Below are 13,146 nucleotides of genomic sequence, written 5' to 3'. Positions count from 1 at the left end.
TCAGGTTCCCGGCGCCGGGCCGGGGGTGACGTCGCGTGTGAGGTTAATCGGTGCGCTAATCGGCCACTCGGCGGCCAGCGAGTATCTTGCCTAGTGTCAGCGCGTCTGCCGCAAACTGGCCGATGTCATCACCCCTGACGAATTCCAGCATCGCATAGGCGGGTCTCGTCCATTCGCTCTCAGGCAAAGCCTTGATGCACGCCCGCCAGTAGTCTGCGCGGTTGGCAAGCGGCAGGCGGCTGGCGTCGGCGAGCCAGGCGAAAACATGCAGATGGCAGATGCGTGGGCCGAGCGCGGATATTTCCGCGAGTGCCTCTTCCAGCGGCAGGCCCGGGGCGGGCTGCCAGTAGAAGAACAGGTTGGGCATCGGCAAATCCTGCGCCAGCTGCTGGGCGGAGGGGAGGGCGTCGGTCAGCGAATTCGGGTGATATTCGAGGCCGATCGTCATGCCGTAGTCTTCCGCTCGGTGAGCAATTGTCGCCAGCGCTTCCGTTGCCGCGCGGCGTTCCGCGGGTGTGTAATCGGCGGATGGACGTTTGCGTTGCCCCGGCCAGATACGGATATGCTGTGTGCCGAGCGCCCTTGTGGTTTCGAGCACACTGGTCACATCGTCAGGTGTGAAATCCGGCGCGAAGATATAGGAACCGTAGGACGAGACGGAGAGGCCCGCTTCTGCCGTCCGCGCAGCAACCTGCCGCGCATTTTCGAGGTCGCCCGGCGGGACATGGACATCCGCACCCCATTCGATTGCCCTGATGCCATTGCTGGCCGCAAGCTCTATCACGACCTGTGGCGTCAGGGAGCGGAAGGTGACGGAGCACAGGCCGGGTTCGAAAGGTCTCACGCGATCAGGTCCAGATGTTCGGGCCGCACCTGCTGCTGCAAAGGCACCGCGCAGCAGAAGCGTTCGATTTCGGCAATCGCCATGTCGCCGAGCCTCGCCCGTTCGAGACCGGTGGCGCCGGCAATATGCGGCGTCAGGAAGACGTTCGGCAGGCTGTAAAAGGGTGAGTCCGGCGGCGGCACTTCGGGATCGGTCACGTCGATGACGGCTTCGATGCGTCCGGTTTTCAGTTCGGCCAGAAGCGCGTCTTCATCCACAAGTGCGCCGCGCGCCGTGTTGATCAGGGTTGCGCCGTCCTTCATGCGGGCAAGCGCTGCCGCGCCAATCATGTGCCGCGTCTGCGGCAGGGAGGGCGCATGCAGGGAAATGACATCGCTCGCCGCCATCAGCTCTTCGAGCGAGGCAAGACGGACGCCGAGCTTTTCCGCTTCCGCAGCACCGAGAAGCGGGTCGAAAAGCATGAGATTGAGATCGAAGGGCTGCAATAGACCAATGACGCGACGTCCGATGCGTGACGCGCCGACGATGCCGACCGTGAGGCCGAGATTGCCGATGGCCTGCGCCTGCAATCGCTCGACCGGGGCTCGGTCGCGATGCTCCAGATAAAGACGCCTGAAGCCGAAGGTCCGCTTGCCGGCCAGCAGGATCATCGCCAGAGAAAATTCTGCGACCGGCTGCGCATTCGCCTCTGCGGCGCTGCACACCGTAACGCCCCGATCGAACACCGCTTGCGACAGGAAATATTTTACCGTGCCGGCAGCATGGGAGATGAGCCTGAGGCAGGGCATCAGCGCCAGTTCCTGCGCGCCGATATCCGGACAGCCCCAGCCGGTCAGGAGGATATCCGTCTTCGCCAGCTGCTCTTTCACCGCGGGATCGTGGAAATCGCGGATTGTGCCTGTGTCGAGAATCTCGACCCTCTCTGACAACCTGTCGAGCGCCTGCGATGTCAGCACATGCTCGGTCCGTTCCGGGTCCATGGCTATGCTGAGACGCGGAATCGGGCTCGTCATTGCGGCTCTCCCCTGGCCGCCATGCTGCTGACCGGCACGCCCTCTCTCGCGAAGAGGCGATCAAGCGCCTCCAGGTCGGGAATGGCTGGAACCGAAGCCATTGCTTTCTCGCCTTCCGGGCCGCTCACTCCGGCAAAGACCGCGCAAACCAGAACGCTCTCGCCGGCGGCGATCTGGCCGCGCAATTGCGGCACGGTGGTCTTGGCGTTGATGAGATTTGTATTGGGCAGTGCCTTCAGCGCCACGCCGTGCCGGTCTATGTTCGAACCGAGATCGATGATTGCCGATATGTCAGTGCCACAATCCGTCGTCGCCCGTCCGGCCTCTTCGCTCACGGCGTCGCGGTCGCCATCGTTGCGGTTGATCGCAAAACCACCTTCCGTAACCCAAAGGGAACGGGCAGAGGTGATCCGGTGCAGTCTGATATGCCAGTCGCCAGCCGCAACCAGCGTGGTTTCAACGGCGACATCGGCAAACGGCTTCCATGTCGCCCGCAGGCTTGCTCCCGCCAGCAGAACCTTCTCGTTGGTCTCGCGCACGCGGTAATGCAGTCCGTCCTCGGAAAAGGCCAGCATATTGTCGAAACCGTTGGTCTTGAAGCCACGCTCGTCCACTTCCACGCCGAAGCCGTAGCGGGAGGAATAGGCGAATTTTGCGTATTTTTCCGGCCCGCCGCGCATGGAGAGATTTTCCTGGCCGCTGGAGAGCGCCGTGACGTTGCCTTTCGTCCGCATCATCACCATGCCGGGATGAACAAGCGGCTTAGGGCTTGCGGACGGTTCGGGCAGCCTTTCCTCCGCCTGCCAGAAGGGATGACTTTCCGGCAGGGCAAGCGGCAGGAAAGCCTTGAAAGCCCAATAGGGCGAACCTGCCGAATTATAACTTTCCGACATGGTGAGCTGCGGATAGGCGTAGCCGATGGAGAGCGCGCCATCGCGATCGGCAATCGGCTTTTTGGCCCACCAGCGCAGATGCTGCAGATAAAGGCCCTTGATCTCGCCCCAGGGCAGCGCCTCCTCGTCGGCAAAGGCAAGGCCCGCCCAGAAACCGCCACAGGCAAAACGGTAGGTCATGGAGCGGCCGAAAGCCAGGGTTCCGCCATCCTCATCGAACCAGCTGGCAAAATCGCCAGCGAAAAGCCGTGCGCGCTGCCGGTAACGCTCGGCATAGGCGTCATCAGGCTTGCTGAGTTTCGCGTAAATCAGCCCGTAGAAATGCATGGCGAAGGCAATGTAGTGATCGATGCGGCGATAGTTGCCGTCGCGATACCAGCCGTCGGATATATAGAAATCGTCGAGCTCCTTCTGGAAGGTTTCGGTCAGGCTGCGATCGAATTCGATACCGAGATGATCCAGCGCCATGTCGACCATGATGCGAAAGAACTTCCAGTTATTATCGGCGTAACCGCGCTCACGGGCGGTCAGCAAATAGCGGCGCACATTGTCTTTCTGTGTATCGGACAGTGGTTCCCACAGATGCTGCGGCGCAAGCCGCAGTGCAAAACCGATTGCAGCGAGCTCCACCAGCCGCTGATCCTTCTGGCGGACATCACCCCAGTATTCAGGATGGGAAGGATCGGTGCCGTTGGCTATGCCCCGGGCGAGAAGCGGCCAATGGTCGAAACGATCGCCACTCAGCGCAAGCGGTGCGATGCCCCAGAGCGGTCGGGCAAAGCCTTCCAGATCGGCCGCGGCCCGGTCGAAGTGCGCGGCCGCTCCGCTGAGCGTCACCCTTGCGCCACCCTGCGAGAAATAGGGAAGAAGCGGCGCAAAGCTATCATCCAGCGCCCGCCGGACATCGGCGCGGCTTTTGAGCGGATTGCCGTGCAGCGGATTAAATCGCGCCATATGGGGTCTGCTCATGGTGTCATGCATCGCGTGTCGCCTTTCCCGTCTTTTTCGCCTTGCCGGCTGTCTGTCCTTCCACCAGCTGCACGCCAAGTTGCACCTGACGGGCATTGGCTGAAGGCTCGGTCAGGCGCCGCCGCAGCAGGTCAACCGCTTCGCGCGCAATTTCGCGGCGATCGACCCGGATCGTGCTGAGACGTGGGGTGGAAAGTTCGGCAAAGGGCAGGTCATCGAAACCGATGATGGAAAGATCGTCGGGAACGCCGAGGCCCAGCTCCTGCGCTGCCCCGAGTGCGCCAAGGGCAATTGCGTCATTCATACAGAAAATGCCTGTCAGTTCAGGGTTTTTGGCCAGCAGCTGGCGAACCGCGTCGCCCGCCTGCCCGAAGCCGCTATCTGCCGTCGAAAGCAGGAACTCCTCATAGGTCGTTCCTTTCTCCTCAAGGATCGTATGGCGGAAGCCGCGCATGCGCTCCCTGATGGTGTGGCGATGATGCGGACCAATATAGGCGACCTTGCGATGGCCGAGTTCCAGAAGCCGCCGGGCCGCCAGCGCGCCGCCGTAAAAATTGGACGGCGAAACGCAATCGAGCATCATGGAGGGGTCAGCACTGTTGACAAGAACAGGTTGCAGTACGCCCTGCGTGATGCGGTGGATGATCTCCTCCTCGGGATCGAGCCCGATGGCCAGGAGGCCGTCCACCTCACAGACCCGCTGGATCAGGGAATCGTCGATGTGCTTCTGGTGCAATAGCCTGATGTCGAGTTCGAAACCGTCCGTCTGGGCGAGGCTGCGCAGCACATCGAAAATATCGTGGTAAAAGGCGCCAATATCGCCCGTCGCCCTTTCCGCGGACATGAGCGCGAGGATTGTCTTGCCTTCTAGCTGCACACCCGCCGCCTGATTGGTTGCCGGTCGCAAGGGGTAACCGAGCTCCGCCGCAACTCCCAGAACCTTGGTCTGGATCGACGCGCTGATTCCTTTTTCCCCTGCGAGAACACGCGAGACTGTGCTGATGGAAACCCCGGCGCGCTGGGCGATATCCGACTGGCGCGGACGGCTGATGTCGGGCGTATCGTTCATATCGGCTCCTGCGCTTGCAAAAAAATCTATTATGATGCAAATATTGCAAACAAAGAAAATTTGCAAGAATTTAAGTGATATCAGAAAAATTTGCAAAACGCGGGAGGAGCAGATGCAAATGATTGATAGACGCGGGTTTTTGGTGACGGCGGCGCTGGCGAGCCTGGGTGCTGCGGCGGGCGGTTTTCGCGCGGCTGCGGCTGAAACCCGGCTTCGTTGCGTGTGGTGGGGATCTGCCGATCGCAGCAAGCGCACCAACGATGTGATCGCCCTTTACCAGAAGGCCAATCCGCAGACCGAGATCAGCGGTGAAATGATCGCCGGTTCCGATTACTGGACCAAGCTTGCGACATCGATGGCGGGGCGAAACGTCGCCGATATCTTCCAGCTTGAACCTTCCACCATCGCCGATTATTCGGGTCGAGGCGCCTGCATGGAGCTGGATCAGTTCGTCGGCAAGTCGCTTGATCTTTCCACCTTCGGCAAAAGTGAGATCGATCTCTGCCGTATCGACGGCAAGCTTTACGGCGTCGGCCTCGGGCTCAATTCCTTCTGCATGATGTATGACGCCGACACGCTGAAAGAAGCGGGTGTTTCCGTTCCACAGGATCAGATCACCTGGAAGGCGCTTGCTGAACTGGCGCGCGATTTCAAGAAGAACGGCCCGGCGAAGCGCAACTATTGGGCCGTACCCTATGGCGCGCGTTATCATTATGTCTTCGATGTCTGGCTGCGCCAGCGCGGCAAGCTTCTGTTTCAGGACGGCACCATCGGCTTCAACAAGGAAGATGCCAAGGAATGGTTCGCCTATTGGGAGGACCTGCGCGAGAACAAGCTTTGCGTTTCCGCCGATATCCAGACGCGTGACGACAATACCATCGAATCCAACGCGCTGACGCTTGGCAATTCGGCCATTGGTTTTGCCTATTCCAACCAGCTTGTCGGTTACCAGAAACTCAACAAGCAAACGCTGTCCATCGGCATGCTGCCGGGTGAGGGGCCGGGCAAGCCGACCGGGCATTATTATCGGCCGGGCCTCATCTGGTCCATTTCGTCCACTTCGACCAACGCGGAAGCGGCGGCGAAATTCATCAACTTCTTCGTCAACGATCTGGAAGCAGGCAAGGTACTCGGCGTCGAGCGCGGCGTGCCGCCCGCCAAGGTTGTGCGCGAGGCATTGTTGCCGACGCTCAACGAGACCGAGCGCAAGACGGTGGATTACATTGAGAGCCTGTCGGGCAAGCTCGATCCCTATCCGGAGCCTGCCCCGATCGGCGCCAATGAGTTCGACCGCGGCGTGATGCGCCCCATCGCCGATTCGCTTGCCTTCGGCCGCGCCACCGTGGATGAAGCAGCGCAAAATCTCGTCGACACCGGCACGCGGACCCTGCGCAAGCGCGGCTGACGACGAAAGGGCATCGCCGCGCGGTCTCGCAGCCGCGTGGTGATGTCTTTTTCATGAAGCGATGGCGGTGAATCCCGCTTTCCGCCTTTTGGAAGCGCCTGCACGGCAAACAGCACTGGACAAGTGCATGGCAATTAAGCCAGAAATTCTGATCTGGATCGATAAATCTGAAGATTAGAATATGGCGCCCAATTTCCTTCTCGTTGATGCTGAAAAAGAATTCGATGTGCTGAAAGCGGCCGCATCGCTGATCCGCGTGCAGATATTGAAGCTCTTGCACGAGGCGAGCGGTCTCAATGTGAATGAAATCGCCCAGAGACTGGATCTGCCGCAGTCCACCGTGTCCGCAGGGGTGGCGGTTCTTGAGGAGGCGGGACTGCTGCGCACCGAGACGCGCAAAGCGCGCAAGGGCAGCCAGAAAATCTGCTTTGCCACCTGCGACGAACTCATCGTTTCCTTCCGGAAACCCGAAACCCCGGCGACCTCAAACTATATTGCCGTGGCGATGCCTCTCGGTCTTTACACGCAAAGTTCGGTGACGGCGCCCTGTGGCATCTGCTCGCCGGAGGGCATTATCGGGCTTCTGGATGTGCCCGATACGTTCATGGATCCGGACCGCATGAAGACGGCCTTGTTATGGCTGACATCGGGTTTCGTCGAGTATCAGTTCCCCAATAACGCCAAGATTCAGGGGCGGGAGGTCGAGGAAGTCGAGTTTTCCATGGAGGTCAGTTCCGAGGTTCCCGGAACCCACAGCAACTGGCCGTCGGACATCACCCTGTCCGTCAACGGCAGGGAAATCGGCGTCTGGACGTCGCCCGGCGATTTCGGAGACAAGCGGGGAACGTTCACGCCGGACTGGTGGAAGCTGTCCGGTTCGCAATACGGTATGCTGAAAACATGGCGGATTACCGCCCAGGGAACCTTTGTGGATGGCACCCGGATTTCGGATGTGACGCTCGCGGATATCGATCTGACCAGCCACCGTTCCATCCGTCTGCGCATCGAGGTCAAGGCGGATGCGAAACATCCGGGCGGGCTGAACATATTTGGCCGCGGGTTCGGAAATTACGACCAGGACATCGTTCTGCGCCTGCGAACGGCTGCCTGATCCAGCAAATTTAATAAGTATGATTTTCGCGGTTGACAGGCGCGGATTCCCTCGGCAACTATATTATCAAATGTGGTTTATACCACATTTCACGATATAAATGCGCATGGGAGGAGAGCCTTATGAAAGCGCGGGTTTCAGTCCACCGGGACTTCCGGATTGGGCGTATCGACGATCGTCTTTATTCCGCCTTCATCGAACATATGGGGCGCGCCATATACGGCGGCATCTACGAGCCGGGCCATCCTCAGGCGGATGAAAACGGCTTTCGCAAGGACGTTCTGAAATTCGTGCAGGACCTGAAGATCCCGGCCATCCGTTATCCGGGCGGCAACTTCGTTTCGGCCTATCGCTGGGAAGACGGCATTGGGCCGCGCGACCAGCGTCCCATCCGTCTCGATCTCGCCTGGCGCTCCAAGGAAACCAACCAGATCGGCATCAATGAATTCGCCGACTGGGCGCAGATGGCCGGCATCGAGATGATGCTCGCCGTCAATCTTGGCTCCCGTGGTCTGGACGACGCCCGCAACTTCCTCGAATACGTCAACTTCCCCGGCGGTACGACGCTCAGCGATCTGCGCCGCAGCCATGGCGCCGAAAAACCGCATGGCGTGAAAATGTGGTGCCTTGGCAACGAAATGGACGGTCCCTGGCAGATCGGTCACAAAACGGCGGTGGAGTACGGGCGTCTCGCCAACGAAACCGCCAAGGCCTTCAAGGGTTTCGACCCGACAATAGAAGCAATTGTCTGCGGCAGCTCCAATGACGGCATGCCCACTTATCCCGAATGGGAGCGGGAAGTGCTGGAGGAGTGCTATGAAAATGTGGATCACATCTCGCTGCACAAATATTTCGGCAACAACAGCCGCGACACGCTGAATTATTTCGGCAAGATCGAGGAAACCGGACGCTACATCCAGACGATTGCGGGCGTCATCGATTATGTGAAGGCGAAGAAGCGCGCCAAGAACGACGTCTCCATCTGCTTCGACGAATGGAACGTCTGGTATCACATCCGCGAAGAAGACGGCAAACGCATCAAGAGCTGGGACTGGCCGGAAGCGCCCGCACTTCTCGAAGAGACATACAATTTCGAGGACGCGCTGTTCGTGGCGGGTCTGCTCAACGAGTTCATCCGCCGTTCGGATCGGGTGCGCATCGCCTGCATCGCGCAGCTCGTCAATGTCATCGCCCCCATCCGTGCCGAGAAGAACGGCCCGGCATGGCGTCAGACGATCTATTATCCATACCAGTTCGCTTCGCTTTATGGCCGTGGCGTCGCGCTGAATGTCGCCGTTGATTGTCCGACCTATGACTGCAATGCGGCCGATGACGTCAAATATCTCGATGTCGCCGGTGTCTATGACGAGGCGGAAGGCATGGTGACATTGTTCGTGTTGAACCGGCACTTGACCGAGGCCGCCGACCTCGATGTCAGCCTCACCGGTTTCTCGTCGGCCACGCTCGATCTGCATCTGGCCATGGCGGGATATGATCTGCGTGTCGGTAATGGCCCGGATCAGCCGGATCGTGTCGTGCCGGTGCCGGGCAGCGGTGTCGGCGTCGAAGACGGAGCGCTGAAGGGGTCCGTGCCGGCGCTGTCTTATCATGTGCTGCGCGTGAAGGTTCAGTGAGGCGGCCATGGGTGTCCGTCTCAACAATATCGCCAAGTCCTTCGGCTCCTTCGCGGCGATCCGGGATGTCTCGATGGACATCCCGACCGGCAGCTTCGCGGTCTTCGTCGGGCCTTCCGGCTGCGGCAAATCCACGCTGCTGCGGATGATTGCCGGTCTTGAAGAGACCAGCGGCGGACGCATAGCCATCGACGACCGTGATGTTACGGCCGTCGAGCCGGCGGATCGCGGCGTTGCGATGGTTTTCCAGAACTACGCCCTCTATCCGCATCTGACGGTGTTCGAGAACATGGCGTTCAGCCTGCGTCTTGCCCGCCGGCCGAAGGCGGAGGTGAATGAGAGGGTGGGCGAGGCGGCCCGCATTCTGCAGCTGGAAGATCATCTGCAGAAAAAGCCGTCGCAGCTTTCCGGAGGACAGCGCCAGCGCGTCGCCATCGGCCGCGCCATCGTTCGACAGCCGAAGGTCTTCCTGTTCGATGAGCCGCTTTCGAACCTCGATGCGGAGTTGCGCGTGCAGATGCGGCTGGAGCTGACCCGGCTTCACCGCAAGCTGGGTGCCACAATGATCTATGTCACCCATGATCAGGTGGAGGCCATGACGCTCGCGGACAAGATCTTCGTGTTGAAGGGCGGCGTCGTGCAGCAGGCGGGTGCACCGCTCACCCTCTATGACGATCCTGATAACCGGTTCGTCGCGGGCTTCATCGGCTCACCGGCGATGAACTTCCTGCAGGCGGACGTCGTCGGACAGCACGAAGGCGTCGTGACGCTTTCGCCCGATGGCGGGCATGGACATATCGAGGCGCGGCTCTCGCAACCCGTCTCCGCCGGGCAGCGTGTCGAGATCGGGATCCGGCCCGAGCATCTGATCATAACACAGGACGGTGCCTTGCCGGTCGTCGTCGAGGTCGCGGAAGAGCTGGGCGACGTCTCCTACCTCTATACCCGCACCGGGGCCGGCAGGGAAATCATCGTGCAGCGCCAGGGCTCGCGCGAGAGCCTGGATGGCCGTCCGGTTTCGCTCACCGCCGCGCCCGACCACATCATGGTTTTCGACAGCGACGGCAGAAGGTTGCGATAGGCGCGAGGAGGCGCCTGTCGATGCAGCAGACCATCCCCGATGGGGTGTTTTCAAAGAAAACGGGAGGAGTGAACGATGCGACTGATCAAGACATTGCTTGTTGGCACGGTTCTGGGTTTGACCGCCCTGCCGGCGCTGGCCAGACAGGATATCGTCTGGTGGGACTTCCTGTCCGGCGGTGACGGCGTGCGCATGAAAGCGCTGATCGATGCCTTCAACAAGGAACATCCTGATATTCAGGTGAAGGGAACGACGCTCGAATGGGGCGTGCCCTTCTATACCAAGGTGCGGACCGCTTCTGCCGTCGGCGAAGGACCTGACGTCATGACCTATCACCTGTCCCGTGCGCCGCTGGCGCTGCAGGAGAAGGTGCTGAGCGAGATTACCGACAAGGATCTTGAGGATGCGGGACTGAAGAAGGACGATTTCTTCAGTGCGCCGCTCGATGCGGCCACCCATGACGGCAAGCTTTATGCCGTGCCTTTCGATATTCACGCGCTGGTTCTCTATTACAATGCCGATCTTCTCAAAGGCTCGCCTTATATCGATGCCGAAGGCAAGCTGACCGGTATCAAGACGATAGACGACTTCGAGAAGGCGCTGGCCTGGGCCAAGGAAAAAGGCGTCGAAACGCCGGTCACGTATCAATCCGGCGGAGAAGCCGGTGTCTGGCGCGTCTTTTACACCTTGTTCTCGCAGCAGGGTGGTGAACTCGTCACCAATGGCGAGGTGCTGGCCGGCGACAATGCGGAGAAGGCCGCCAAGGCTATCGATACCATGTCGAAATGGCGCGAAAACGGCTGGGCGCCGGAGCAGGCGGAATATCCCGCTTCCGTCGCGCTCTTCTCCGCCGGAAAATCCGCCTTCCAGCTGAACGGCGTCTGGGAAGTGCCGACCTACAAGGACCTGGAAAAGAACAACAAGCTGGGCTTCAAATGGAGCGCGGTCGAGGTTCCGCCCTTCATGGGTAAACGCGCCACATGGGCGGATTCACACGCTTTTGCCATTCCCAACCAGGGTGACAAGACCGTTTCCGGCGAAAAACGCGCCGCGGTGATGAAGGTAATCGGCTGGATGGAAAAACACGCCATCAGCTGGGCCGATGCCGGCCATATCCCGGCCTATAAATCGATCACCGAGGGCAGCGATTACAAGGCGATGCAGCCGAACGCCACCTATGCGTCACTTGCGGAAGCTGCCGTGTTCGATCCGAAAACGACGATCACGGGTGTCGCTTCGCCTGCCTATGATGCCGCGCTCAACGTCATCGCTCCGGCCATTCAGGGCTTCATGAGCGGCACGGATGCGGTGGAGCAGATCAAGGAAGAGCTGCAGAGCAAGCTGAAGTGACAGGAACCGGCCCTCCGGTCTCTGGCCGGAGGGCGCCTGCAATGCGTGAAGTCCCGGAGACAGTCCATGGCTATGATTGAAAACCGGCGCAAGAAATCGCTGATCGCGCTGTCGATGGTGACGCCGTTCATCGTGGTCTTCGCCACCTTCTTCCTTTATCCGCTGATCGAGATGGTGCGCATGAGTTTCACCGATGCGCCCCTGATCGGTGATGGAAACTGGGTCGGGTTTGCAAACTACGCAAAGCTGCTGAGCGACCGCCTGTTTATCACGTCGCTGAAGAACAACGGTTATTTTGTGCTTCTAACCGTGGTCCCGACGACCGTCATCGCGCTGATGATAGCACTCGCCGTCAGCCGCCTCTCGGGCGTCAGGCAGACGGTTGCGATGAGCCTGTTTTTCTTGCCCTATGTCTTGCCTGTATCGGTCGTCACGGAAATCTGGACGTGGATGCTCGATCTTCAGTTCGGCATTCTTCAGCCGGTAATTTCCCTGTTTGCCGGAAAACCGGTCGCGGTCTTCAAGAATCCCTATTGGGTCATGCCGATGGTCGCTGTCGTCACCATCTGGTGGACCAACGGTTTCAACGTATTGCTATTCATCGCGGGTCTTCGCAACATTCCGGCCGAGCTTTATGAGGCCGCCTCGCTCGATGGCGCAACGACGTGGCATCGCTTCTGGCGCGTGACCTGGCCGCTATTATGGCCCGTGACAGCCCTCGTGCTGACCCTTCAGTTGATCCTGCAACTGAAGATATTCGACCAGATCTATCTCCTGAGCGGCGGCGGCCCTTTCAACTCAAGCTTCGTGCTGCTTCTAAAGGTCTATCGTGAAGCCTTCCAGCTCAACAATGGCGGTTATGCCTCTGCCGTCGCCACCGTGCTGTTCCTGCTGATCGTCATCGTTTCCATTCTCCAGTTCCAGTTGCTGCGCATCCGGAGGAACTCATGAGCCTCACCAGAAGACTAGAAAACATCATCCTGACCGTGCTGACCTTCTCGGCGGCGCTGGTATGGATATTTCCGCTCTACTGGACCTTCGTCACCTCCATTCGCTCGGATGAGAATGTTGCAGGGAACACCTTGCTGATACCCGACGAGTTCCGGCTGAGCGCCTATGTGAACGCCATCTTCAATACGCAGTTGATGAACTGGTATATCAACTCGGTCGGCACGGCGGCGATCGTTACCGTGTCGGTGCTTCTTATCTCGATGTTGTGCGCCTATGCCCTCTCGCAGATACGGTTTCCGGGCCGACGCCTGCTCTATGGCATCGTGCTGGCGAGTTTCATGGTGCCGGCGCAGACGCTTGTCGTCACGCAGTTCATCCTGATGAAAAACCTTAACCTCATCAACACCTGGGCAGGCATCATCCTGCCGCAGTTAATCACGCCCATCGTCATCATCGTCTACAAGCAGTTCTTCGACAGCGTGCCGAAGGAGATGCGCGAGGCTGTGGTTCTGGATGGCGGCGGTGAGTATACGATCCTTTTCAAGGTCTACCTGCCGCTGAACTGGGGCATTACGACCGCCATGGCGATCGTGACATTCATCACGGTCTGGAACGCCTTCTTCTGGCCCTTCCTCGTCGTTACCTCGGAAAACATGATGACGATCCCGGTCGGCATCACCCAGGTCAATGACACATTCGGCGTTGCCTATGCACGGCTGATGGCCATCGCCATGCTTGCCGCGCTGCCGGTCATCATCGCCTACGTCATCTTCCAGCGGCGGGTAACGGAAGCCATCATGATCTCGTCCGGTGTGAAAGGGTGAGG

11 protein-coding genes are annotated in these 13,146 nt (G+C 59.6%); 7 read left to right on the top strand and 4 right to left on the bottom strand.

The features are described from left to right. Nucleotides 1-55: 55 nt before the first annotated feature. The 4 genes from ACZ47E_RS19640 to ACZ47E_RS19625 are packed head-to-tail and all read right to left on the bottom strand — an operon-like array spanning nucleotide 56 to nucleotide 4,788. Nucleotides 56-844 (bottom strand): sugar phosphate isomerase/epimerase family protein, encoded by a 789-nt coding sequence (locus ACZ47E_RS19640; protein ID WP_278067553.1) that lies wholly within the window; start codon nucleotides 842-844, stop codon nucleotides 56-58. Beyond that, a complete protein-coding gene (locus ACZ47E_RS19635) occupies nucleotides 841-1,857 on the bottom strand; it encodes a hydroxyacid dehydrogenase (RefSeq protein WP_278067552.1) in 1,017 nt (338 codons plus the stop codon). The genes ACZ47E_RS19640 and ACZ47E_RS19635 overlap by 4 nt, the downstream gene beginning before the upstream one ends. Next, a complete protein-coding gene (locus ACZ47E_RS19630) occupies nucleotides 1,854-3,731 on the bottom strand; it encodes a DUF2264 domain-containing protein (protein ID WP_064263377.1) in 1,878 nt (625 codons plus the stop codon). Before ACZ47E_RS19630 ends, ACZ47E_RS19635 begins: the two co-directional genes overlap by 4 nt. Then, on the bottom strand, nucleotides 3,724-4,788 hold the full coding sequence (locus ACZ47E_RS19625; RefSeq protein ID WP_278067551.1) for a LacI family DNA-binding transcriptional regulator: 1,065 nt from the start codon (nucleotides 4,786-4,788) through the stop codon (nucleotides 3,724-3,726). The genes ACZ47E_RS19630 and ACZ47E_RS19625 overlap by 8 nt, the downstream gene beginning before the upstream one ends. Before the next feature lie 112 nt (nucleotides 4,789-4,900). Here ACZ47E_RS19625 and ACZ47E_RS19620 point away from each other — a divergent pair, with 112 nt between their 5' ends. The 7 genes from ACZ47E_RS19620 to ACZ47E_RS19590 all read left to right on the top strand — a co-directional run bounded on the left by ACZ47E_RS19620 (nucleotide 4,901) and on the right by ACZ47E_RS19590 (nucleotide 13,144). Beyond that, entirely contained in the window at nucleotides 4,901-6,193 is a 1,293-nt protein-coding gene (locus tag ACZ47E_RS19620) for an ABC transporter substrate-binding protein (protein WP_022562627.1), read from the top strand. Between the two features lie 181 nt (nucleotides 6,194-6,374). Then, nucleotides 6,375-7,304, top strand: a complete 930-nt coding sequence (locus ACZ47E_RS19615) for an ArsR/SmtB family transcription factor (protein WP_004444928.1) — start codon at nucleotides 6,375-6,377, stop codon at nucleotides 7,302-7,304. A gap of 122 nt (nucleotides 7,305-7,426) precedes the next feature. Continuing rightward, on the top strand, nucleotides 7,427-8,938 hold the full coding sequence (gene arfA, locus ACZ47E_RS19610; RefSeq protein WP_004444926.1) for an arabinosylfuranosidase ArfA: 1,512 nt from the start codon (nucleotides 7,427-7,429) through the stop codon (nucleotides 8,936-8,938). Nucleotides 8,939-8,945: 7 nt separating this feature from the next. Beyond that, a complete protein-coding gene (locus ACZ47E_RS19605) occupies nucleotides 8,946-10,019 on the top strand; it encodes an ABC transporter ATP-binding protein (RefSeq protein ID WP_006700547.1) in 1,074 nt (357 codons plus the stop codon). 75 nt (nucleotides 10,020-10,094) lie between these two features. Next, entirely contained in the window at nucleotides 10,095-11,369 is a 1,275-nt protein-coding gene (locus tag ACZ47E_RS19600; protein ID WP_022562625.1) for an extracellular solute-binding protein, read from the top strand. 66 nt (nucleotides 11,370-11,435) lie between these two features. Beyond that, a complete protein-coding gene (locus tag ACZ47E_RS19595) occupies nucleotides 11,436-12,320 on the top strand; it encodes a carbohydrate ABC transporter permease (protein ID WP_464017134.1) in 885 nt (294 codons plus the stop codon). Next, on the top strand, nucleotides 12,317-13,144 hold the full coding sequence (locus tag ACZ47E_RS19590) for a carbohydrate ABC transporter permease (protein ID WP_004444918.1): 828 nt from the start codon (nucleotides 12,317-12,319) through the stop codon (nucleotides 13,142-13,144). The genes ACZ47E_RS19595 and ACZ47E_RS19590 overlap by 4 nt, the downstream gene beginning before the upstream one ends. Nucleotides 13,145-13,146 lie beyond the last annotated feature (2 nt).

Source organism: Agrobacterium sp. 5Ca39 (genome assembly GCF_055382365.1).
This window is presented reverse-complemented; position numbering and strand designations above follow the sequence as displayed.

Excerpts from the sequence above, each read along its gene's own strand:
- ACZ47E_RS19635 (WP_278067552.1), bottom strand. The coding sequence starts at position 1,857 with ATGACGAGCCCGATTCCGCGTCTCAGCATAGCCATGGACCCGGAACGG.
- ACZ47E_RS19630 (WP_064263377.1), bottom strand. The coding sequence starts at position 3,731 with ATGCATGACACCATGAGCAGACCCCATATGGCGCGATTTAATCCGCTG.
- ACZ47E_RS19625 (WP_278067551.1), bottom strand. The coding sequence starts at position 4,788 with ATGAACGATACGCCCGACATCAGCCGTCCGCGCCAGTCGGATATCGCC.
- ACZ47E_RS19620 (WP_022562627.1), top strand. The coding sequence starts at position 4,901 with ATGCAAATGATTGATAGACGCGGGTTTTTGGTGACGGCGGCGCTGGCG.
- ACZ47E_RS19615 (WP_004444928.1), top strand. The coding sequence starts at position 6,375 with ATGGCGCCCAATTTCCTTCTCGTTGATGCTGAAAAAGAATTCGATGTG.
- arfA (WP_004444926.1), top strand. The coding sequence starts at position 7,427 with ATGAAAGCGCGGGTTTCAGTCCACCGGGACTTCCGGATTGGGCGTATC.
- ACZ47E_RS19605 (WP_006700547.1), top strand. The coding sequence starts at position 8,946 with ATGGGTGTCCGTCTCAACAATATCGCCAAGTCCTTCGGCTCCTTCGCG.
- ACZ47E_RS19600 (WP_022562625.1), top strand. The coding sequence starts at position 10,095 with ATGCGACTGATCAAGACATTGCTTGTTGGCACGGTTCTGGGTTTGACC.
- ACZ47E_RS19595 (WP_464017134.1), top strand. The coding sequence starts at position 11,436 with ATGGCTATGATTGAAAACCGGCGCAAGAAATCGCTGATCGCGCTGTCG.
- ACZ47E_RS19590 (WP_004444918.1), top strand. The coding sequence starts at position 12,317 with ATGAGCCTCACCAGAAGACTAGAAAACATCATCCTGACCGTGCTGACC.